The 21,944-nt window shown below is 61.9% G+C and carries 23 protein-coding genes; 9 read left to right on the top strand and 14 right to left on the bottom strand.

Features of this window, described 5'->3' with window-relative positions; all coding sequences use genetic code 11:
* Nucleotides 1–40: 40 nt before the first annotated feature.
* Nucleotides 41–1,126: a hypothetical protein gene (locus AACZ26_RS02930; protein ID WP_339618975.1), complete on the bottom strand. Its 1,086-nt coding sequence runs from the start codon at nt 1,124–1,126 to the stop codon at nt 41–43.
* 184 nt (nt 1,127–1,310) lie between these two features.
* Here AACZ26_RS02930 and AACZ26_RS02925 point away from each other — a divergent pair, with 184 nt between their 5' ends.
* The 8 genes from AACZ26_RS02925 to AACZ26_RS02890 all read left to right on the top strand — a co-directional run bounded on the left by AACZ26_RS02925 (nt 1,311) and on the right by AACZ26_RS02890 (nt 10,595).
* Nucleotides 1,311–1,970 carry a hypothetical protein gene (locus tag AACZ26_RS02925; RefSeq protein ID WP_339618973.1) on the top strand — a complete coding sequence of 220 codons (660 nt, stop codon included), beginning with the start codon at nt 1,311–1,313 and terminating at the stop codon, nt 1,968–1,970.
* On the top strand, nt 1,970–2,203 hold the full coding sequence (locus AACZ26_RS02920) for a helix-turn-helix domain-containing protein (protein WP_339618971.1): 234 nt from the start codon (nt 1,970–1,972) through the stop codon (nt 2,201–2,203). Before AACZ26_RS02925 ends, AACZ26_RS02920 begins: the two co-directional genes overlap by 1 nt.
* Before the next feature lie 77 nt (nt 2,204–2,280).
* Nucleotides 2,281–4,953, top strand: a complete 2,673-nt coding sequence (locus AACZ26_RS02915) for an ABC transporter substrate-binding protein (protein ID WP_339618969.1) — start codon at nt 2,281–2,283, stop codon at nt 4,951–4,953.
* Nucleotides 4,954–5,007: 54 nt separating this feature from the next.
* Nucleotides 5,008–5,946 (top strand): ABC transporter permease, encoded by a 939-nt coding sequence (locus AACZ26_RS02910; RefSeq protein WP_339620621.1) that lies wholly within the window; start codon nt 5,008–5,010, stop codon nt 5,944–5,946.
* Entirely contained in the window at nt 5,943–6,800 is an 858-nt protein-coding gene (locus tag AACZ26_RS02905; RefSeq protein ID WP_339618967.1) for an ABC transporter permease, read from the top strand. Before AACZ26_RS02910 ends, AACZ26_RS02905 begins: the two co-directional genes overlap by 4 nt.
* A complete protein-coding gene (locus AACZ26_RS02900) occupies nt 6,797–8,398 on the top strand; it encodes an ABC transporter ATP-binding protein (protein ID WP_339618965.1) in 1,602 nt (533 codons plus the stop codon). Before AACZ26_RS02905 ends, AACZ26_RS02900 begins: the two co-directional genes overlap by 4 nt.
* Before the next feature lie 41 nt (nt 8,399–8,439).
* A complete protein-coding gene (locus AACZ26_RS02895) occupies nt 8,440–9,603 on the top strand; it encodes a peptidase C39 family protein (RefSeq protein WP_339618962.1) in 1,164 nt (387 codons plus the stop codon).
* Nucleotides 9,604–9,638: 35 nt separating this feature from the next.
* The gene (locus AACZ26_RS02890) at nt 9,639–10,595 is read left to right on the top strand and encodes a pirin family protein (protein WP_339618960.1); all 957 of its coding nucleotides are present in this window, start codon (nt 9,639–9,641) and stop codon (nt 10,593–10,595) included.
* Between the two features lie 32 nt (nt 10,596–10,627).
* Here the strand turns inward: AACZ26_RS02890 and AACZ26_RS02885 are convergent, their stop codons facing one another.
* From AACZ26_RS02885 to lysS, 3 genes are all read right to left on the bottom strand, one after another.
* Nucleotides 10,628–10,816: a hypothetical protein gene (locus tag AACZ26_RS02885; RefSeq protein ID WP_339618958.1), complete on the bottom strand. Its 189-nt coding sequence runs from the start codon at nt 10,814–10,816 to the stop codon at nt 10,628–10,630.
* Nucleotides 10,817–10,914: 98 nt separating this feature from the next.
* Nucleotides 10,915–11,082 (bottom strand): hypothetical protein, encoded by a 168-nt coding sequence (locus AACZ26_RS02880; protein ID WP_339618956.1) that lies wholly within the window; start codon nt 11,080–11,082, stop codon nt 10,915–10,917.
* A 5-nt stretch (nt 11,083–11,087) separates the two neighbouring features.
* Nucleotides 11,088–12,587: a lysine--tRNA ligase gene (gene lysS / locus AACZ26_RS02875; RefSeq protein ID WP_339618953.1), complete on the bottom strand. Its 1,500-nt coding sequence runs from the start codon at nt 12,585–12,587 to the stop codon at nt 11,088–11,090.
* Nucleotides 12,588–12,697: 110 nt separating this feature from the next.
* Here lysS and AACZ26_RS02870 point away from each other — a divergent pair, with 110 nt between their 5' ends.
* The gene (locus AACZ26_RS02870; protein WP_339618950.1) at nt 12,698–13,108 is read left to right on the top strand and encodes a GNAT family acetyltransferase; all 411 of its coding nucleotides are present in this window, start codon (nt 12,698–12,700) and stop codon (nt 13,106–13,108) included.
* Between the two features lie 68 nt (nt 13,109–13,176).
* Here AACZ26_RS02870 and panC read toward each other — a convergent pair whose 3' ends face one another.
* The 10 genes from panC to ftsH are packed head-to-tail and all read right to left on the bottom strand — an operon-like array spanning nt 13,177 to nt 21,826.
* On the bottom strand, nt 13,177–14,040 hold the full coding sequence (panC, locus tag AACZ26_RS02865; RefSeq protein WP_339618948.1) for a pantoate--beta-alanine ligase: 864 nt from the start codon (nt 14,038–14,040) through the stop codon (nt 13,177–13,179).
* Nucleotides 14,037–14,786: a DUF2520 domain-containing protein gene (locus AACZ26_RS02860; protein ID WP_339618945.1), complete on the bottom strand. Its 750-nt coding sequence runs from the start codon at nt 14,784–14,786 to the stop codon at nt 14,037–14,039. The genes panC and AACZ26_RS02860 overlap by 4 nt, the downstream gene beginning before the upstream one ends.
* Nucleotides 14,786–16,510, bottom strand: coding sequence for a PH domain-containing protein (locus tag AACZ26_RS02855; RefSeq protein ID WP_339618942.1), 1,725 nt, complete (start codon nt 16,508–16,510; stop codon nt 14,786–14,788). The genes AACZ26_RS02860 and AACZ26_RS02855 overlap by 1 nt, the downstream gene beginning before the upstream one ends.
* Nucleotides 16,507–16,992: a PH domain-containing protein gene (locus tag AACZ26_RS02850; protein ID WP_339618939.1), complete on the bottom strand. Its 486-nt coding sequence runs from the start codon at nt 16,990–16,992 to the stop codon at nt 16,507–16,509. Before AACZ26_RS02850 ends, AACZ26_RS02855 begins: the two co-directional genes overlap by 4 nt.
* Nucleotides 16,989–17,477, bottom strand: coding sequence for a DUF3180 domain-containing protein (locus tag AACZ26_RS02845; protein WP_339618936.1), 489 nt, complete (start codon nt 17,475–17,477; stop codon nt 16,989–16,991). Before AACZ26_RS02845 ends, AACZ26_RS02850 begins: the two co-directional genes overlap by 4 nt.
* On the bottom strand, nt 17,471–18,001 hold the full coding sequence (folK, locus tag AACZ26_RS02840; protein ID WP_339618934.1) for a 2-amino-4-hydroxy-6-hydroxymethyldihydropteridine diphosphokinase: 531 nt from the start codon (nt 17,999–18,001) through the stop codon (nt 17,471–17,473). The genes AACZ26_RS02845 and folK overlap by 7 nt, the downstream gene beginning before the upstream one ends.
* Nucleotides 17,998–18,417: a dihydroneopterin aldolase gene (gene folB, locus AACZ26_RS02835; protein WP_339618933.1), complete on the bottom strand. Its 420-nt coding sequence runs from the start codon at nt 18,415–18,417 to the stop codon at nt 17,998–18,000. The genes folK and folB overlap by 4 nt, the downstream gene beginning before the upstream one ends.
* The gene (gene folP / locus AACZ26_RS02830) at nt 18,414–19,223 is read right to left on the bottom strand and encodes a dihydropteroate synthase (RefSeq protein WP_339618931.1); all 810 of its coding nucleotides are present in this window, start codon (nt 19,221–19,223) and stop codon (nt 18,414–18,416) included. Before folP ends, folB begins: the two co-directional genes overlap by 4 nt.
* 10 nt (nt 19,224–19,233) lie before the next feature.
* Entirely contained in the window at nt 19,234–19,818 is a 585-nt protein-coding gene (folE, locus tag AACZ26_RS02825) for a GTP cyclohydrolase I FolE (protein WP_339618929.1), read from the bottom strand.
* A 7-nt stretch (nt 19,819–19,825) separates the two neighbouring features.
* Complete coding sequence (gene ftsH, locus AACZ26_RS02820) at nt 19,826–21,826, bottom strand: ATP-dependent zinc metalloprotease FtsH (protein ID WP_339618928.1); 2,001 nt, start codon at nt 21,824–21,826, stop codon at nt 19,826–19,828.
* Nucleotides 21,827–21,944 lie beyond the last annotated feature (118 nt).

The following is a 21,944-nucleotide window of genomic DNA, read 5'->3' as shown; positions in this document are numbered from 1 at the left end:
GCCGAGGCCTGCACGCTGATGCGGAGGTGTGGCCCACTCGCTAGTAGAACTCAGGGATGCACTGCCCCGGCGCTGCCCCTTCCAGCAGGGTTACCCCGCTCGCCCGCACCGCGTCGACGAGCGCTTGATCGTCGACGGTGGGTTGCACGGTCCCCTCGCACGTCGAGGTGTGGAAGAAGAAGTCGCGATCGGAGGCGTAATACTGGAAATTGAGCCCGGGTAGTTGAGAGGATGCCGCGGCTGCGGCGACAATCGCGGGCCAGTCCGCCTCGGAGTATTCGGGGAAAAGCAACTCCACCTGACGACCCTGCTGCTGCATGTTGTCGTTCGCCCAGCGAATGCTGGCTCCTTCCGGAAAGCTACCCTCGGCCTCGGGCTCCGAGGTGATCCAAGGGTTAGCGCGCAAGGGAAAAAGACTGCTGAGCCTTTCGGCTAGCTCCGCCACTCCACGGGGCGGAAGCGAACCAGACGACTGCAAGCCCGGGATGGACCAGAGCTCAAAAACTCCCGTGCCGTCGGCGTAGAGCGCATCAGCGGGCCTGCCTTCCGGAGAAGAAAGTGAGGCAAGTCCGTCGTAATGGTCAATCATCTGGTGCAGAGGTTGTAGTGGATGCACGTCGGTCGGAGCCGAAATGACGCGCATGTCATAGTCTCTGCGGGAAACAGTCGAGTGAAGATCCATCCTCATCTTGAGCGCCATCACGGCGGTGATTTCTCGCCAGTATCGATAGTTCTCAACGACCTGGTCGCGCGGAAGGCCGAGCCCAAAAACCGTGAATCCGGCGTCATCGTCGCCGACGAGACGAATACTGAACGAAACCGGCAGGGCGGGATTGTTACCGCCCCCGTCGTAGCGATTCATCGTCGCGGCTATCGCGCTCACTTGCTGCTCTGCAAACGCTTCGCTCACCTCGACCTCAATTGTCGCGTAGCTCTCCCAATACGTCTTCGGAGTTGGCGTCCACGACACCTCACTCACCCCCGGGATTGCTCTGAGTTCGGCAAGACTGTTCACGAAATCGCGGCGCTGTTCCTCAGAGAGTCCTTCGATGCGGAGGTCGGATGCTTGCTCATCGCTCACGGTGCACCCGCCTAGCGCGGGCGCGAGCAGCGCCAGAACAGCCACCACGCTCAGGATCCGCCGAGGAAAAACACGACTCAAGCTTACGTTTCGTTCCCGGGGAGGCTGCCGGGGAATTTGCGTATTCGACAAGGGACGCGACGTGCAGTACGTCCAGCGCTTGCGCACCCTATCGATAAGCATTATGTTAACGATTATCGATAGTATCGAAAAACGTTAGGAATTCGGCATGAAACTCCAACCAAAGACAGAGCAGAGACTCGAAGTTCTCAACAATCGGGGACTCCGCGCGATCACCTTTGGCGCACTAGCAGTCGGAGTCGTGAACCTCGTCGCCCTTGTGCTTCGATCAGTGCACTTACTTACCGCCAGCGAGATCAGAATTGACGGACTCGAAATCGCCAATCCCGGCTCCCCAGACTTCGCCGACAGGGTTACCGCCATCAGTTCCGCCAGCTATGAGTCCGTGTCCCTCGTCATCGACGGCTTGCCCACCGCCATACGCGTGCTCTTGGTCGGACAGGAGACAGTCGGCGCCCTTCTGGGCCTCGGCCTCTCTGTAATTGTGTTCATTCTCGGCACGCGACTCCTCAAGAAACGTCCCTTTGCACGCTCCGCCACATGGTCGACCCTGGCTGCGAGCGTGCTGGTAATGGCTACAGGAATGTTCGTTCCCTTGATTCAAGGGATCGCGAACGCTGAAGTCGTCAGGTTTCTGGGCGAGCCCGTTCTCGCAAGCCACGACAGCGGGATAGCCGGAGAAGGCCTCATGGTGTTTGGCGTACTGGTGGACTTCGCTCCCCTCGCGTGGGGTCTCGCCCTCGGCGTCGTCGGTGCCGCTTTCGAATTCGGCGAGCGCCTCCAGCGCGAGACCGACGGGCTCGTCTGATGGTGCCGGCGGACGAGAACGACGCCACCGGCATCCACTGTCGGCTCGATGAACTGCTCGAGCAACGAGGGATGACGCTCACACGGCTGAGCGAAATTGTGGGCGTGAGCGTCGTGAACCTCTCCATTTTGAAGAATGACCGGGCCCGCGCCATCCGATTCTCGACGCTGTTTGCCGTCTGCGTAGCGCTCGATTGCGAAGTCGGTGACTTGCTCGTGACCGCTGACCGGTAGTCGCAGCGAGCGCCACCCAGCCAAAGTTAATCATTCTGTAACGTTATGTAGTGGTCGTTTGGCCATAAGGTGTCGTTATGCAGGACGCACCTGAAGAATCCGTCACCCTTGACGAACTCACTCGCGCGCTCGACCTGCACATGCTGCGCATTCTGGTCGCGATCGCCGAAACCGGCAGCGTTTCAGCCGCAGCTCGTCGCCTGGGATTCAGCCAGCCCGCCATCACCCAACAGCTCAAGCGCAGCGAAGCTCGCCTGAACATCGCCCTCGTCGCGCGCACCCCGCGCGGCATGGAACTCACCGAAGCCGGCGCCCTCCTCGCGCGCCACGCCCCCCGCATCGACGCCGCCATCACCGCCGCCGCCAGCGACCTCACCGCCCACCTCGGGCTCGACCGCGGCGCCGTTCGCCTCGCCGCCTTCCCCGCCGCCGTTGCCAGCATCATCGCGCCGCTGCTCTCGCGCCTCGATCGAGAGTTTCCGGGCATCCACGTCGAATTCAGCGAAGCAGCACCGGATGCCGCCCTCAAAGCCGTTGCCGATGGTCGCGCCGATATCGCCCTCGACTACCGCTACGCGAGCGACCACACCACCGCAACGAGTTCGCACACGAGCGCGGAGGGACTGCGTTCGCGCTTCCTGCTCTCCGAAAATGTGCTCGCGATTGTTCCCCGTGCGGTTGCCGACCAGCTGGGTTCGACGGCGAGCGTCGCCGGGCTCCTCCCCTTCACGTGGATCGGCGGCCCAGCGACCTGCACCGAACAACTTGTCGCCGTTGCCACCGGTCTGGGCGAGAAGCCCACCCTGCGGCATGGTGTCACAACAACGGGCGCGGCACTTGCGCTCGTGGCATCCGGAATCGGTGTGACGTTCCTCTCAGAGCTCGCTCTCGCCACGACCGCACTGCCCGGCGGCGTCGTTGCCCTCGAGTTGCAACCCAAACTTCGTCGACGCATCTATGCGACCACTCTCGACGACTCAGCCGACACCCCCAGCATCGCCGTAGCCCTCCGGTTATTGGCCATGCGAGAGGTGGCCCGGAAAACCAGCAGTGATCGCGCGGCACTGTCGCAGCATTCTCATCTCCAACGCGCGAAATTTTCATCCGCACCCTTCACCCCTCCTGTAACGCTCACCGAAAGGCACGAACTTCGCATGAGAACTACTAACTCCACCCTGGCCAAGGGGGCGAGGGCATCCACCGTCGCCGTTGCTGCCTCGGCCCTGTTGCTCGCTGGCTGCGCCACATCGAGCACCCCCACCGGCGACGGCAACATTGACACCATCACTGTTGCTCTGCCCGGCTCGCTTTCCAGCCTGTATGTAGGCGCCGAGAGCGGAATCCTCAACTACTACATCGCCTCCATCACTCAAGAGGGCCTCGTCTCGATCGATGCTGACGGCGCCTTGCAGCCCGGCCTCGCCGAATCGTGGGACCAGCCGGATGATGTGACCTATGTCTACGAGCTGCGTGACGATGCCCAGTTCCAAGACGGCACCCCGGTGACCGCTGATGACGTTGTGTTCAGCCTCGAGCAGGCGCGGGACGAAACCAGTTCACCCGGCCTGTCGTACTACTTGGGCGGCGTGGAGAGTGTCGAGAAGACGGGCGACCTCGAAGTCACCGTGACCCTGTCAGCCCCTGATGCGGCATTCGCCGCCAACATGAGTACGGGTGGTGCAGCTTTCATCACTTCGCAGAAGTTCTGGGAAGAGAACAACGGCGAAGTCGGTACGAGCAGCGCACTGCTTCTGGGCACTGGCCCTTACAAGGTCACCGAGTTCGTGCCCGACTCGCACGTGAACTTCGAACGCGTCGACACGTGGTGGGGCGACCTTCCCGAGGTGAAGAACATCAACGTCAAGTTCATCCCCGATGAGGGCACTCGCTTGCTTGCCGCCCAGTCTGGCGACATCGACGTGGCCTTCAATGTGCCGCTTGCTCAGTCGACCCAGTGGGAAGACCTCGACAACATGCGTGTTGACTACGTCAACGACCTCTCCTATGTCGGCATGTACTTCAACACCGCACTCGAGCCGTTCAACGATCCGAAGGTGCGTGAAGCATTCGCCCACAGCGTCGACCGCACCACAATCGTCGACAAGCTGCTGCGCGGTCACGGCGAAGTTGCCACCGCAATCGCTACCCCGGAATCCCTCGGAAGCGTCTACAGCCCCGATGACGCTCGCGACTTGCTCGCGACTATCCCGCAGTACGACTTCGACCTCGACGCGGCAGCCGCAGCACTGGCAGCCTCTGACCACCCGGATGGCTTCGAAACCGACATGCTGTTCCCCTCGACCGGCCCGCAGCTCGGCACCGCAGCGCAGTCACTCGCCGAGAACCTCTCCAAGATCGGCATCACGCTGAATGTTCGTGAAGTTCCCATCGAGGAATGGCTCGCGAGCCTCGAGCAAGACAGCAGCTATGGCGTAGGCCTCATGTGGTACTTCTCCACTCTGGGTGACCCTGCCGAAGTGTCGACCTACATGCTCGGCGACTACAACATCTCGAACTACGAGAACCCCGAAATTCTCTCGCTGTTCGAACGAGTTGGCGCTGAAAATGACCCCGCCGCCCGCATCGACCTCCTCATCGAGGCTGAAACGCTGCAGGCCGAAGACGTCATCAGCGTTCCGCTCTGGTGGGGACAATCCGCAACCGCGTTCTCGAAGAACATCGACATGAGCAACTACAGCTCATTCGCGTTCATCTCCTCGTGGCCAACCCTGCTCACTCCCGCTGGATAATCTGTGACAACCACCCCGATTGCACGCGCATCACAAGCTCGGTCCTTGGGCCGCATGCTTGTGGTGCGCGTGCTCGGCACCGTCGGAATTCTGTTGGTGCTCTCGATCATTGTGTTCTCGATGCTGCACCTCGCTCCCGGCGACATCGTCAAGAACTTGCTCGGCAACCGTGCATCATCGCCGGAGGCCATCGCCGCTATCCGCGCGCAGTACAACCTCGACCAGCCGCTCTATATGCAATACCTGATCTGGTTGGGCAACACTCTCACCGGTGACTTCGGGCAGTCCATCCGCCTGCAAGATTCCGTCTCGAATGTGATCGGGTCGCGGCTCGGCATCACAGCAGCGCTGAGCGGATTTGCCTTCGTGCTCGCCGTGATTGTGGCGGTTCCCCTCGGCGTCCAAAGCGCCGTGCGTTCGGGAAGCTGGATTGACCGCTTCGCCACCGGCTTCGGAATTGTGGGCCTCAGTGCTCCCACCTTCGCCGTCGGCCTCCTCCTTCTTTACGGGTTCGCGTTCTACGTTCCGATCTTCCCCGTCTATGGTTCCGGCGACGGCGGCCTCGACACCCTCTGGCACCTCGTGCTGCCCGCCATCACTCTGGCACTCGGGCTCGGCGCGATCATCCTCAAACTCACTCGCACGGCCATGCTGCGCGAGCTCGAAAGCGACTATGTGACCTTCGGCCGCGCTCGAGGCCTCCCCGACCACCAAGTGCACATGATCGCTCTGCGCAACGCCGCCATCCCCATCGTCACAGGCGCGAGCCTCGTGCTGACCTTCCTCGTGGGTGGCACCGTTCTTGCCGAAACCACGTTTGCGCTGCCGGGACTCGGCACCCTGCTGCAAGGCTCCGTGCTCTTCAAAGACATCGCCGTCGTGCAAGCACTCACCCTGCTGGTCGCGGTGACAATTGCAACGATCGCCCTGCTTGCCGACCTCGCCTACATCTTCCTCGATCCCCGCATCCGCGCTAAGGAGGGTGCACAGTGAGCAGCACCGAAGCCATAGTTCTCGCTAAAGCACCCGGCTCGCGCCGCCGTCATCCGGTTGCCGTGTGGTTGTCTCTCGCCCTGCTCGGAGTCGCCGCGTTCCTCGTGCTTTTTGGCAACCTCATTGCCCCGGATGCCACAGCCCAGTCGATCCTCGATTCCCTCTTGCCCCCTGGCAGCCCTGGCCACCTTCTCGGCACCGACGAATTGGGCCGTGACGTGCTCGCGCTGACGATCGCGGGAGCAGCATCCGCTCTCGTTGGTCCGGTGTGTGTTGCACTCGGGTCGATGCTTCTCGGCATTCTGCTTGGCACGGTGTCTGGTTATCTTCGTGGTCCGATCGACTTCATTATTGGGCGCTGGACTGACCTTCTGTTTTCCCTCCCTCTGTTGCTTGCCGCGATTGTGGTTGCTGGTGTGTTTGGTGCTGGCTATTGGATGACGGTGCTGTTGTTGATCTTGTTGTTCTCGCCTTCGGACATCCGTATTGTGCGAGCCGGGGTGATGGAGCAGGCGGCGCGACCGTTCGTGGAGGCGGCCCAGATGCTGTCGCTGTCGAAGGCGCGCATCATGTTTACGCAGGTGTTGCCGAATGTGTCGTCGCTCATCATCACGAACTCGATGCTCAATGTCGCCTTTGCGCTTGTGGCGTTTTCGTCGCTGTCGTTCTTGGGCGTTGGCGTTGCTCCGGGCACAGCTGATTGGGGTCGCCAGTTGACGGATGGTCGCGCGATCATGGTCGACAATCCGGCTGCTGTGCTCGTTCCGGCTTTGCTCATCATCGGTGTCGCGTCGGCCGCGAACCTCGTCGGCGACTGGCTCGGCCAAGTTTTGACCAGAACGGGACGTTCATGAGCGAGAACCAGGTAGCCGTTTCCGGCTTGAGAGTTGATGGACCCGCTGGGGTTGTTGTGGAGCCGTTCGATTTCTCTATCGCGCCGGGTGAGACCCTTGCCCTCATTGGAGAATCGGGTTCGGGCAAGACACTCTCGGCGAAAGCCATTGCTGGTTTGCTGCCGAACGGCTTCACGGCGCGCGGCACGATCACGCTCACGAGTTCCACGATCGAACTGCCGGCCACGGATGTTGTCTGGCGCGCCACTCGAGGTCGCCGCATCTCTCTGCTGCTGCAAGATCCTTTCACGAGCTTGAGCCCCGTGCACCGGTGCGGCGCCCAGATCGGGATGACGATTCAGGCCGCGAGCGCTACTCGCCTCAGCGCCGCAGAATGCGCCGAGCTCGTCACTCAACGGCTAGCCGAAGTGAACCTGCCCGCGGATGTTGCGCGCGCCTTTCCCCACGAACTGTCCGGCGGAATGCGTCAGCGGGTTGCCATCGCGGCGGCGCTCGCCACTGACCCCGAGCTGCTCATTGCTGACGAGCCAACCACAGCTCTTGACGCGAGTAATCAGGGCGAGATTCTCGACCTACTTCGGCGACTGCAAGCGAAGCGCGGCATGGCTGCCCTGCTCATCTCGCACGACCTCGGCATGGTGCGCGGGCGTGCGGAGCATGTGCTTGTCATGCGCCACGGTGAAATTGTGGAGCGCGGCATCACGAGCTCCGTGCTCAATACGCCAAGCCACCCCTACACGCGGGCGCTCATCGAAGCCGACCCCTCGCTGACTGACCGCTCCGCCGGGGTCGCGCGGGCGGCATCCGGGGCGGCCGTGTCGGGCGATGTGTCTGCCACGGGAGGCGAGATTGCTGCGGCAACCGATCTCGTTGTTGCGACCGATGTCACCAAGAACTTCAGCGGCAAGGCCGTGCTGCACGGAGTCAGTGTCACTGTCGGCCGTGGCGAGACCGTCGGAATTGTCGGCGAGAGCGGTTCGGGTAAGACCACGATCGCGCGCTGCATTGCGGGCCTTGAACGAGAGTCGAGCGGAACAATCATGTTCGACGGTGTTGCTCTCGCTCCCGGCCGTGCTTCGCGCACGCCTAAGCAAATGCAGATCGTGTTTCAAGACCCGTATTCGTCACTGAACCCGATGATCAGTGTCGGCAGGTCGCTGAAGTTGGCGTTGCGGGTGGCGGGACGTCCGGCATCCGACCTCAATGGTTTGCTTCACCTGGTGGAGTTGCCGCTCGAGTTCGCGCGCAAGCGGCCGGCCGAACTGTCGGGTGGGCAACGTCAACGGGTAGCTATTGCTCGCGCTCTGGCGGTGCAACCCGAACTGCTGATTTGCGACGAATCGGTTTCGGCACTCGATGTGTCTGTGCAGAAACAGATTCTCGACCTGCTGGCGAAACTGCGTGTCGAACTCGGCCTCTCGATCCTCTTCATCTCGCACGACCTTGCCGTGGTGCGTCAACTGGCCGACCGCGTCTACGTGCTGCGCCACGGCGACGTCGTGGAGTCTGGCCTCTGTCACGACGTCCTCAATGCGCCGACTCATCCCTACACTCAGGCGCTCGTTGCAGCGTCAATTCACGAAGCACCTACTCACTGAGGTCGGCGCCACAAGCGCCCGCTTCGCCCCGAAAGGACCCCGTGGACAACTCCACTCCTGCTCCCACTCCCTCTCCCGCTGCCGGTACTGCCGGTACTGCCGTCGACGCTGACGCTGACGCTGTCATTCAGTTCGCGCCCGCGGACGCGCCTGCTCACCTCATCGAAGCTCTCGGGGCTGAGCGGGTTGCCGAGTGGCAACGCGATCGCGGACCGTACGACCCCCGGGTGTGGATGCTCAACTCCCCCACCGGAATGGCTGCGGCTCTCACGTCGGGTCGCCCCAATACGCGCTACACGAAGCTCGTCGAACTCTGGTCTGATGGCGGCTCTGCCGGAGCAGCCTCCGCGGAGACGGCAGCCCGCACCCTCCTCGGGCAGGTCATTGCGGCTTCCGCCGAGCGCGGTGACGCTTGCCTCAAGTGGCAGCTCCCCGCGCATGCCGAGCTTCCCGCCTTCGCGAGCGATCTCGGCTTCACCGCGCTGCGCGACCCGATCTCGTCGGCGGATGGCACTCAGGGCGTTCGCGGTTTCGCGCTGTGGCACGATTTGTGGCCGCACGAGCAGTTGCGTTACTACGGTCAGACGACGATGTTCACGTGCGGTGCTGTCGCCGCGATGACGGCGCTCAGCCATCTCGGCCTTGAACCGTTCGCTGATGCTGAAGACGAGGCCGCGCGTGAGCGCGAGCTCGCTTTTTGGCGCGCGGCTACGAACTTTCCGGCCTGCGAGCCTCTCGGTCTCGCGGTGGCCGTGCACGATGCGATCACAGAGTCAGCGTCCCCCATCCGTCTTGAGTTGCACCTCGACACCACCGCTCCCACTCTTCTCGAAGGCTATGAGGGGGACGAGCGAACCTTCCGTGAGCAGCTGCAAGAGCAGTCTCGTGCCGAGGTCGCGAGCCGCGGCATCCAGCAACACACTGACCCGTTGTCGATTGAGCAGATTACCGAGCGCGTTGCGGCGGGAGAGCTCGCCGTGCTGTTGATCGAGGAAGAGCCCATGCACGACGTCTCCACACCGCACTGGGTTGTTGCCCACTCGGTGAAGGGCGACACTGTGCTGCTCAATGACCCCTGGATCACAGCACAGCAGGGCGAAACGTGGGTCGATTCGCACGACCTTCCCGTCTCGGTCGCGGTGCTCGATCAGATGATCGCCTACGGTGACCCGGCTTATCGCGGGGTGATTTTTGTGGCACGCTAGCTCTCAGCGACGTGACGATCGGGTGAGGAGCCACCGTGAGCAACCCTGAAGAGAATCCCGCTGAGGTGCTGTGCGAAACGCAGCAGGGTACTGGCGTGCAATTGCTTGAGCCTCGCGACGTTCCGCTCGGTGGCCCGCGTGCCATGAATGTGCGGCGCACGCTTCCCCAGCGTTCTCGATCGCTCATCGGCGGCTGGTGTTTCGTCGACCACTACGGGCCAGAATCCACCCGGATGCACGTGCCGCCGCATCCGCATACGGGCTTGCAAACCGTGAGTTGGCTTTTTGCCGGCGACATCGAGCACCGCGATAGCGTCGGCAGTCTCGCGACCGTTCGGCCAGGAGAGTTGAATCTCATGACGGCCGGTCGCGGCATCTCGCATTCGGAGGTCTCGCCTGCCGAACCGACTCTGCTGCACGGGGCGCAGCTCTGGGTTGCTCTCCCCGACGCGCACCGCGACACCGCTCCCACTTTTGAGAACTACGCGCCGTCCCCTTTCGAGCATCAGGGCGCGAGCGTCAGTGTGTTTATCGGTGAACTTGCCGGGGTCTCCTCGCCGGCACACGTCTTCTCTCCCCTGCTGGGCGCACAGCTCAACATCCCGGCGGGCACGACCATCACGCTTTCTGTCAACCCGGGATTCGAGCACGGCGTGCTCGTGGATGCCGGAGACGTGACTGTCGCCACGGTGCAGACCCCCACCGATCATCTCGCCTACCTCGCGCCCGGCCTCACCGAACTCACCATCACTGCCGCGACGGATGCCCGGCTCTTGCTTCTGGGCGGCGAACCGCTCGGCGAAGCCATCATCATGTGGTGGAACTTCATCGGGCGCAGTCACGACGAGATAGTCGATTTTCGCGCGCAGTGGCAGGCTGACGTGATTGAGGGCACAAACCCCTCCGGACGTTTCGGCACCGTCGAGAACTTTGACGGGCATCCGCTGCCCGCACCAGAACTGCCGACGATCAGGCTGAAACCGCGCGAGTAGGGCGGCGCGGCTGAGAATATGTTGGTCGAAGACTACGACTCGCTCGGGTCAGCGGCTTGGGCCGCCATCTTGGCGCGCTCTTCTGCCTCGATCTTGGCGTAGCTGCTGCGTTCAGTGCGGTCGGAGCGAATGATCGCTGCCATCACGAACCAGAAGACGAGCCCAACGGCGATCGTCGGGACAACGGAAAAGATCGCGTTCGACCAGAATTCTTGAGGCACGTTTCTACCCTAACCGTTGACGAGGGTGACTATCGCGATGAGTACGACAAGTCCCACGAGAGTCACAGTCATGATGAGTCGCGACGATTTGCGATCCACTATTGAGCCTTCACAAAGACGCCGACGAGTCCCGAAATGAGCATGAAGAGTCCAGCGCCAGCCACCAGCACCCACAGTGCGATGCGCAGAGGGGTGACCGTCGACTTCGCCGGCTCTGAAGAAGCCGCGGGCGTTGCCGGGGTGTCTGGGCTCTCGTGGTCACTCATGGGGACTACTTAACCAGCGGGAAGAGGATGGTTTCGCGGATGCCCAGACCCGTGATGGCCATGAGCAAGCGGTCAACGCCGACACCGATTCCACCGGTCGGGGGCATGCCGTGCTCAAGCGCCCGGATGAACTCTTCGTCGAGGCGCATGGCTTCAACGTCGCCCTGGCTGGCGAGCAACGCTTGCTCGACAAATCGTTCACGCTGAATAACCGGGTCAACGAGCTCGGAATAGCCGGTGGCCAGTTCGAAGCCGCGAACGTAGAGGTCCCACTTTTCGACAACGCCCTCGATGCTGCGGTGGTCGCGCACGAGCGGGCTTGTGTCGACGGGGAAGTCCATGACGAAGGTCGGGCGGTCGAGGCCCGGCTTCACGTAGTGCTCCCACAATTCTTCGACATACTTGCCGTGAGTGGGCTGAGTGACTTCGATGCCGACGGCATCCGCAAGAGTCTTCAACTCGTCAGCGGGAGTCTGCGGAGTGACGCTGAGCCCTGCTGCTTCGTTGAGGGAGTCGTACATCGAAATGCGCGCCCAGTCACCACCGAGGTCATACTCGGTGCCATCAGACAGCGTGACAAGCATCGAGCCTGTGACGGCGACGGCAGAGTTCTGAACGAGCTCTTGCGTCAGGTCAGCCATCTGGTTGTAGTCGCCGTAGGCCTGGTAGGCCTCCACCATCGCGAACTCGGGTGAGTGCGTGGAGTCTGCACCCTCGTTGCGGAAGTTGCGGTTGATCTCGAAGGCACGCTCGATGCCACCGACGACGGCACGCTTCAAGAACAGTTCAGGAGCGATGCGCAAATACAGTTCGGTGTCGAAGGCGTTGGAGTGCGTGACGAAGGGGCGAGCGGATGCTCCACCGTGCATCGTCTGCAGCATCGGCGTTTCGACTTCGAGGTAGTCGTGCGCGGCAAACGTTGCCCGCAGGCTCGCGTTGACCTTGGCCCGAGCACGCACAGTGAAACGTGCTTGGTCGCGAACGATGAGGTCGAGGTAGCGGCTACGAACACGCTGTTCGTCGCTCAACTCGGAGTGCAGGTTGGGCAAAGGAAGCACTGCCTTGGCGGCAATTTTCCATTCCTTGACCATGACGGAAAGCTCGCCGCGGCGGCTCGAAATGATCTCGCCGCTGACGAAGAGGTGATCTCCGAGGTCAACAAGTTCTTTCCAGAGAGCGAGTGAATCTTCGCCAACCTCGCCGAGAGAAACCATGACTTGGATGCGCTGGCCGTCGCCAGACTGCAGCGACGCGAAGCACAGCTTGCCGGTATTGCGAAGGTGCACGATGCGACCCGCAAGACCGACAACATCACCCGTGGTGTCATCCGCTTCAAGCGAAGGATACTTCTCGCGCACGGCCGGGATGCTCGTGGTGATAGCGACGCCGACCGGATATGCTTCAGCACCCGAATCGATGAGTCGCTGACGCTTCTCTAAGCGAACAGCTTTTTGCTCAGAAACTTCAGCCTCGGTGGGCTCGGGGGCGTTAGCGGCGTCATTCACGCCCTCAATCGTAGCCGGGATAGCGACACGCTGTCGCGCCGCTCGCTGTGCCCCCGTTAGCGTGGAGTAAGGCCGCCGTCTCTCGTCGCTTCGTGCGGCAGAATAGGGCGATGATAATCCGCACGCTCAGCTCTTCTGACGTCGACGCTGCGGCTGAACTGTGGCACTCAGCTGGACTAACGAGGCCATGGAATCCACCAGCATCAGATCTGGAACGCGCGCTGACGGGCCCAAGTTCGACGGTACTGGGATGCTTCGACGATCAGACACTCATCGGCACCGTCATGGCCGGGCACGATGGCCACAGAGGATGGGTCTATTACCTCGCCGTCGCTGACCACCATCGAGGAAACGGAGTGGGCAAAAGTCTTATGGCGTCCGCCGAAGACTGGCTACGCGAGCAGGGTGCCGTGAAGGTTCAGCTCATGGTCCGCTCGACAAACCAACAGGCAACCGGCTTCTACGACCGCTTGGGCTACGAGAATGCGGATGTCCAGGTGCTCGCCAAATGGCTGCGGTGAAGCACACACTCTCAGTGCATTGCGGCGGTTCTTGGCGTTTAGCGGGGCCACGAGAGACCCCCGCTGCCCTAGCCGACGTAGAGGCTTGAGTTGTCGATCAGTCTCGTCTCACCAACACGTGCTGCCACGAGCGCAACGGCGGGCCCGCGGTAGCCGTCCGGCACCGGCATGAAGGTGTCGGTGTCGACAACCGTGAAGTAGTCGAGCTCGACGCGTGACTCGCCCATTAGCGCACCCTGCGCCGCCGCAATGACAGCATCGAGGCCACTATCGGCGGCCGAGGTCGCCGCTTTGAGAGCAGCCGACAGAATGGATGCTGCCTCACGCTGGCTGGCATCCAAGAACTGATTGCGGCTCGACAGGGCGAGGCCGTCTTCTTCGCGAACCGTCTCGATGATCTCGAGCTGCACCGGGATGTTGAGGTCGGTGATCATCTGGCGAACGAGAAAGAGCTGCTGGGCATCCTTCTGACCGAATGTGACGAACTGGGGGCTCGTAATGGCGAGCAGCTTAGCGACGACTGTGAGCACAGCGTCGAAGTGGCCGGGACGCGTCTTGCCTTCGAACATTGTGCCGATCTGGCCAGCAGAAATCGTGGTGGAGGTTGGTCCCTTCGGATACATCTCCTCAACACTGGGCGCGAAGACATAAGGAACCCCCAGCGTGCCGAGCATGTCCAGATCTTCATCCATGGTGCGCGGATACTTCTCAAGATCCTCGTTGGCACCGAACTGGGTGGGATTCACAAAGATGGAGACGATTCGCACATCCGCCAGTTCCGCGGCGCGCTCAACGTGAGCAAGATGCCCCTGGTGCAGGGCGCCCAGAGTGGGCGTCAGTGCAACGGTGCGGCCTGCGGAGCGCTCATGCGCCACCACATCGCGCATACCCGCGACGGTCTCAATAACTTGCGGGCGGGGGTGTGAACTCACGAGGGATCCTCCGGTGAATAGGGCCTCGGCTCGGGGTCGAGCAAGGAAACATCGATGCTAGTAGCGGTTGCTCGCGCAAGCGCACTCTCGACCGAGGAACGTAACAGCGGACCAAGAACGCGAGCGGGGGCATCCACCCCGACGCTACCGAGCAAATCTAAGGATTGACCGACGATCGCGGCCGAGAAACTTGTCGCGGTACTAACGGCTTCGGCCCAGACGGCGCGCTCACTCTCGCTGATCACGATGGGTTCAGCACCCATTTCGACGACGAGCGCTTGCGCGATCGGCAACACCGGCGTGGGTGCGCTCACCGCACAATACGTTTCGTGCAGGCGCGAGAGGTCGAGGCTTGTTCCCGTGAACACCATGGCCGGATGCACGGCAAGCGGAATCGCACCCGCCGCAAGCGCTGGCGCCAGCGCCTCATAGCCGAGCCCTGGCGCAGTGTGCAACACGAGTTGCCCCGGTTGCCAGACACCAGCATCGGCGAGCCCTTGAGCGAACGACTCAATTTCGCCCTCGGGAATCGCCAGAATGACGAGCTCGCTCCGCTCGACGAGAGTCGGGATATCGAGCACGGGAACATCAGGAAGTATCGCACTCGCTCGCTCGAGGTTGCGTTCCGACGTCGCCGCGATGCCCACAATGGCGTGGCCAGCGCCCGCAAGTGCTGCCCCCAGAATCGGGCCAACTTTGCCCGCGCCAATAATGCCGATTCCGAGCCGGCCTGCTGCCTGCGCCACTACGCCTGGCCCTCGGGTGGTGCGGACTCGTCAACAGGTGTTGTCGACGGCTCGTTTGCCGCTTCAGGCTGGTTGGCGCTTGCCTGTGCGCTTGCGCTGCGCCAGCGGTGACTCGTATCCACACCGGCCGCGTGAACAGCAGCGTGCGCAACTTCGTCGAAGAATCGCACGACATCGTTGCGATCGAGAGCACCGATCGTGGCCGCGATGGGGCCAGCAACGGTGTGCACTCGGAGTTCCGCGAGACCCATGCGGCGCAGTAGCGGGCCCTCGTTCATGCTGACGCTTTGCATGCGCGCTTCGGGCACAAGCACGAGGGAACGCCAGATAGCTCCCTTGCGCAGCGCTACGGCATCCGCAATGAGAACAAAACCGTTGCGGCGCCACGAGAACCAACGCAAAGCCGCAGCTCGCTTCGGCGACGTGACGTAGGCATCGTCGTGGGCTCCGGCGGCGAGTCCCGCGTCGAGCAGCTCGCGCGATTCGTCATTGGCGAGGCTCGGCAGAATTAGCTGCAGTACACGGTGCACGTCGTTCAAATCACCGACGGGCAAAAGTGTTGTCTTGGCCGTCGCACCGCCTGAGGTTGCTGCTTGCGAGGCAGTGTTGATCTTGATTTCCCACCATCCGGCGATGCGCCACAACAGCGGCTGCGAGACCTCAACGGCGTGAATGCGCCCGGGCGGGAGCGTCTCGTTGGTCGTCGACAGCAGACCATAACCGACCCGGATGCCGTCATCCGTCGACGCAATCGAGTACCGCAGTGAGCGCGTGAGTCGCGATGCCAAATAACCACCGAGACCCAACAGGCCAGGCAGTAGCGCAAAAATCCAGCCATACTCGCCGGTCACGACGGTCGTCGTGATGATGCCGATGCCCACCAGAATCGCGATGACGGTCGCTTCGCTCAGCACGAGCGATCCAATAAGGCGCGGGATGCTAATGCGAACGATCGACTCGGGTGGTGCCGCGTTCGGGTCAAGCTCGGGGGCCAATAACTCATTCACCCGCGACTCGACGAGGCCGCCCAGGCTGTCCGGCGCTGCGGAGGCCGCCGCTGCTTCGGCCGCGCGCGTGCCCGAGGCAAGCTGTAGGATCGCGATCCGCAAGTCATCGGCTCCCGCAGAGCCCAGATAGGCGAGTTCAACGTTGGCGTCTTGACCAGCAACGTTCACTTCGAGCTTGGCCGCGCCAAAAAGTCGCGCAAGAAAAGGCCGCGAAATATTGATGCCCTGGATGCGATCAAGTCGGCCACGGCGGTTGGTGCGGAACACGATACCGCTGCGCACCTCCACGAGCTCATCGGTGATGCGGAAGGTGTGCATCCGCCACGACAGGTAGAAGCCACCGACGCTCAGAAGCAGGATCACGACAACGGCGAGAATTGCCAGCAGAATGAGACTGGATTCAGCGAATCGTTCCAAGAACCGCAGCTCCCGGCTTCCACCACCGAAAATCGTGTCGAGAAAAACATCGCGAGCATTGACCACGATGACACCAATGATCGCCACAAAAGCGATACCGCCGCGCAAGAAGGGCGTGGCCGGGTGCAGCCGATGCCACTCTCCGTCAGCGAGACGACGCGCGCTCTCGGGCACCTTCAGGTCGAGTGCGGCGGGTGCGACAGGCACTTCAGCAGCCTCGGCAGCAGCCGCAGTCTCGGCCGGAGCGACTGGCGCGACAGGCTGCGCTTGCTCGGCCGCAGGCTCGCGGGGGTCGCTCACAGTCCGGCCCTGCGGCTCTCAGCCAGGGCGACGAGCGTGTCTCTCAACTCCTCAGCATCCTGCTCAGGCAGTCCAGGAATAACGACCCCGGTTGATGCCGCCGCTGTCACAAACTTCAGCTCGCTCAGCCCGACGGCACGGTCAAGGGGCCCGCGGTTGATGTCGACGAGTTGCATGCGGCCGTAGGGCACAGCAACGACGCGACGGAACATCAGCCCGCGGCGAAAGACGAGGTCATCTTCGCGCAACATAAAGCCGATCGCGCGCACTCTGCGCGGGGTGAGGATGATGTTGATCAGAAAAATGATGCCGAGCGAAATGGGGATCGCCGCGAGCCACGAAATACTCGTAACGAAGGTGGGGATCGAGGTGCCGATGGTGAGAATGATGCCGAAAATGAGAAGGCCCCCGACTTCAACGAAGGCGTATTTGCGGGAAACTCCGCGCCACTCGGCGTCGGGAAGATCGAGTCTCTCGGTCACGCTGCTCCTTGGGGGTCCATCGGACTCTGCGACGACGGGTCGTCGTCATCAGGCGGAATAGTGCACAAACGTTCCGCAATCAGTCCTGCGACCAGCAAGACTATCGCGCCACTCGAAACGACAAAACTGGTGGCGATTGTTCCGGCGCCGGGCGACACCGTACGGCTGAGAAGATAGAACGAGATCGCGAGCGCGCCACCGCCCAATAGGGCCCCCGAAAAACTTGCTGCTTTCGCCAGCACAACGACGCGCAAGGCGAAGAAGGGGTTGACGCGTTGCTTGCGCAGCCCGCGCGAGGAACGGAATACCTGCACGGCCAAAAGCACCACGACGACGGCTATCAAGAACAGCGAGACTGCCAAGGCGATCGAGGGCAGCACAATGGGCTTTCCGGAAGCTGTCAGCAGCACTTCAAGCAACCAGCCGACAGCGGCACCCGCTGCTGCCACTGCCACCAGATGCAGAACAGAGGTGCGGGCTACCACAGGGGCGCCGCCTCATACTCAGTGGTGTCGTTCTCGATACCGGCGAGCAACTCAGCGGCAGCACCTACTCCGACAAGATTCGCGTGGGGATCAAGCTGCATCAGTGGCACAAGAACGAACGCGCGGTCAGCGGCGCGAGGATGCGGGATCGTCAGGAGCTCGTCATCCACGTGGAGGTGGGCGAACGAAATGATGTCGATGTCGAGAGTGCGATCGCCCCAGCGTTCTTCACGCACGCGGCCATTCTCGGCTTCGATGCGCTGCAGCTCAGCGAGGAGCGCGTGCGGCTCCAGCGCGCTCCGAGCTGAGACGACCGCATTGAGATAGGCGGGGGCCGAGTGGTCAATCCCGGAGAGTTTAAGAGCCGGTGTTTGCACGATGCTCGAGGCCGCATCCACGGTCACTCCGTCGAGCGCATTGATGGCGTGCACGGCATCGCGCAGGGTGGCTTCGCGGTCGCCAAGGTTGCTGCCGAGGGCGAGCATGACGGGCAACTCAACGCGGAGTCGTTGTTGACGAATCATGAATGTGCCTGCGGGTCGGCGCTGAACCCCACGGTGTGCGGGGCTGCGGCGCGGTGGCGAGTGATCGTGACGGACACGTCATCGAAGGGAACAGTGATGGGCGCTTCGGGCTTGTGGAGTGTGATCTTGGTGCTCACGGCAGCGTCGTGCGTGAGCACAACCGCGGCGATGCGCTCGACGACGGTCTCGATGAGATCGACGGGGTTGCTCTCGACAGCAGCCACAATTTCTTCGGCCAGTTCGCCGTAGTGGATGGTGCGGGCAAGCTCGTCTGTGCGGGCGGCGGCCGCGAAGTCGAGATACACCGTCGCGTCGATGACAAAGAGTTGACCGTCACGCCGCTCGTGGTCAAAAACGCCGTGAAACGCTGTTGCGCGCAAGCCTGTGAGGGTAATTTCGTCCAGTGCGGGATTCATCGTCTCCTACCCTTCTGCATTGCGCGGTACACCGACAGTGCAATCTGTGTCGAGGGAACATCGTGCACTCGCACCGCCCACACCCCGGCTTCGGCGGCAACATTGCTGATTACAGCGGTGGCGAGATCTCTCTCGGCTGGCGGAGCGTCGGCGGGCAGCATCGATGCAAGAAACCGTTTGCGCGAAGCGCCGATGAGAACCGGATGCCCGAGGGACGTGATTTCGTCTAGTCGCCCCAAGAGCGCCCAGTTGTGACGCGACTTCTTCGCGAAACCGAGACCGGGGTCAAGAACTACCCGATTGGGCTTTACTCCCCACACCATCATCTCGGCCAGCCGGGCCTTGAGTTCGCTGCGCACGTCGGCAACAACATCGTCGTAGTGAGTCAGTTGGTCCATTTCGGTGCTGTGCCCACGCCAGTGCATCGCGATGTAGATCAGATCAGTTTCGGCGACGACGCGATACATTTCGGGGTCGGCAAGACCGCCGGAGACATCATTGATGATGGATGCTCCCGCATTCGCCGCGGCCAGTGCTGTTTCGGCGCTCATGGTGTCGATGCTCACCGTCACGCCCTCGGCCGTGAGCGCTTCGATCACCGGGATTACCCGCTTCTGCTCAACCGCAGGCGGCACCCGTTCGGCACCGGGGCGAGTCGATTCGCCGCCGACGTCCACGACATCCGCGCCGTTGTTTCGCAGTTCAATCCCCCGAGCAATGGCGGCATCAACGTGCTCAAATTGGCCGCCGTCGCTGAAGGAATCGGGCGTGACGTTCAGGATGCCCAAGATCTGGGGGACGGTCACGCGAGGGTTTCTACGCATTGCCGCCTCGGCCGATAAGGGCGATGACTTCTGCTCGCTCAACGGGGTTGCTGAGGGTTCCGCGCGAGGCGAGTGTCACGGTCGAACTCGCTGTCTGTCGCGGGCCTCTGGTCGAGACACAGCCATGAACCGCATCAATGACGACGAGCACGCCCGTGGGCGAGAGACCCTCGTCGAAAGCGTCCGCGATCTCTTCCGTTAACCGCTCTTGCAGTTGAGCGCGCGCCGCGATCGTTTCGACGACGCGAGCAATGTTGCCGAGCCCAATGATGCGCTCATCGGGAACGTACGCCACGTGGGCGACGCCCAAGAACGGCAGCAAATGGTGCTCACACATTGATCGGAACTCGATGTCGCGCAGCACAACCAGTTCACCGGTCTGATCCGCTTTCGCCGTGAACTCGATGCTGTCGGAGAGATGCACGAGAGGGTCGACCTCGTTGCCCGCAAAGAACTCTGAGTACGCCTCGGCGACCCGACGTGGGGTGGCGGTGAGGCCAGCCCGCGTCGGATCTTCGCCGACGGCATCCAGAATTTCGGCTACCGCAGCTTCAATGCGCGCGATGTCGATCGACATGCCGCACCTAGGCCGTTGCTACACCCGGCGACTTGCGTGGCCGTGGGGTGCGTGCCGGTTTCGATGGCGTGCTTTCGTCGCTGTCGCTCGCTTCCGCTTCGGTGACCTTCTTCTTGGGCACCTTGATCGGAGGCAGCTGCGAAACAGGGCGCGCGTCGCTCGAGAGCCACTGCGGGCGCTCGGGAAGCTTGGCGATCCCCTTGAAGATCTTGTCGAGCTCAACGTGGTCGAGCGTCTCTTTCTCCATCAGTTCGCGGGCGAGCTTGTCGAGCACCTTGCGGTTCTCGTTCAGCATCTGCCATGCCTCGTCGTGGGCCTGGTCGATGAGCATCCGAACTTCATCGTCAATGATCTTGGCGAGGTCGTCGGAGTATTCGCGGCTTGAGCTCATGTCGCGGCCCATGAAGGGCTCGCTCGAAGCGCTACCGAGCTTCACGGAACCAACTTTGGCGCTCATGCCGTACTCGGTGACCATGCGGCGAGCAATCGAGGTGGCCTTTTCGATGTCGTTGGATGCCCCGGTCGTCGGGTCGTGGAACACGATTTCTTCCGCGACGCGGCCACCCATCGCATACGCGAGCTGATCGAGCAGCTCGTTGCGCGTAACGGAGTACTTGTCTTCGAGTGGCATAACCATCGTGTAGCCGAGGGCACGACCGCGAGGGAGGATTGTGATTTTCGTGACGGGGTCGGTGTTGCGCATCGAGGCGGCAGCGACCGCGTGACCACCCTCGTGATACGCAGTGATGAGCTTCTCTTTGTCGTTCATGAGGCGCGAACGGCGCTGAGGTCCGGCCATCACACGGTCAACGGCCTCATCGAGCGCACGGTTGTCGATCAGTTGCGCGTTCGAACGAGCCGTCAGCAGAGCGGCTTCGTTGAGCACGTTCGCGAGGTCAGCACCGGTGAAGCCTGGCGTCTTGCGAGCGAGAACCTCAAGGTCGACTCCCTCAGCCATCGGCTTGCCCTTGGCGTGCACTTCGAGGATCTGCTTGCGACCGATCATGTCAGGAGCATCGACACCGATTTGGCGGTCGAAACGACCAGGGCGCAGAAGCGCAGGGTCGAGAACGTCAGGGCGGTTGGTTGCAGCAATCAGGATGACGTTGCTCTTCACGTCGAAGCCATCCATTTCAACCAGCAGCTGGTTGAGGGTCTGCTCGCGCTCATCGTTACCGCCACCGATTCCGGCACCACGGTGACGACCGACAGCGTCGATCTCGTCAATGAAGATGATCGCGGGCGAGTTTTGCTTAGCCTGCTCGAAGAGGTCACGAACGCGGCTCGCGCCCACACCCACGAACATTTCAACGAAGTCAGAACCAGAAATCGTGTAGAACGGCACTCCAGCTTCGCCCGCAGTGGCCTTCGCCAAGAGGGTTTTACCTGTACCGGGAGGGCCGTACAGCAGTACGCCCTTCGGGATACGGGCACCGACGGCCAAGAACTTGGCTGGCTCTTTCAAGAAGTCTTTGATCTCTTCAAGCTCTTCAATGGCTTCGTCAGCGCCAGCAACATCCGCGAATGTGGCCTGTGGGGTGTCTTTGCCCACGAGCTTGGCTTTCGACTTGCCAAACTGCATGACCTTGCCGCCGCCACCCTGCATGCGGCTGAAGATGAAGAAGAAGATGATGCCGATGATCAAGAACGGCAGCATGATCGAGAGGAAGGAAACGAAGAAGTTCTCCTGAGGAACCTTGTCGTTGAACTCCTTAACGTCGGCGCCATTGATCGCCGAAACGACCTCGGTGCCACGCGGAGCTACATAGTAGAACTGCACCTTGGTGCCGTTATCGCCGTCAGCCTTGGAGAGCTCAAGGTCAACCCGCTGCTCACCATCGATGATCGTGGCAGAGGAGACTGTTGATCCCTGAAGAAGCTCAAGACCTTCTTGAGTGGTGACCTCTTTGAAGCCCTCACCCAAAAGAAAGCTCGCGGCGATCGAAACGGCGGCAATACCGATGATGATGTACGGAACCGGGCCGCGAAAAATGCGCTTAAAATCCATGATGTTCCGAGTCGAATGACCCAGTACCTCTCTCTGAAGAAACGTGCTGCAAGGTTACCGTCATCGCGCTGCAAGACCACTGCGTGTTTTCCCTCGGCGTAATGCCGTTTCAGGTTGC

The organism is uncultured Salinibacterium sp., assembly GCF_963974405.1.
GTDB lineage: Bacteria > Actinomycetota > Actinomycetes > Actinomycetales > Microbacteriaceae > Rhodoglobus.
Note: the sequence above shows the minus strand (reverse complement) of the source record. Positions and strands in the feature narration are given on the sequence as shown.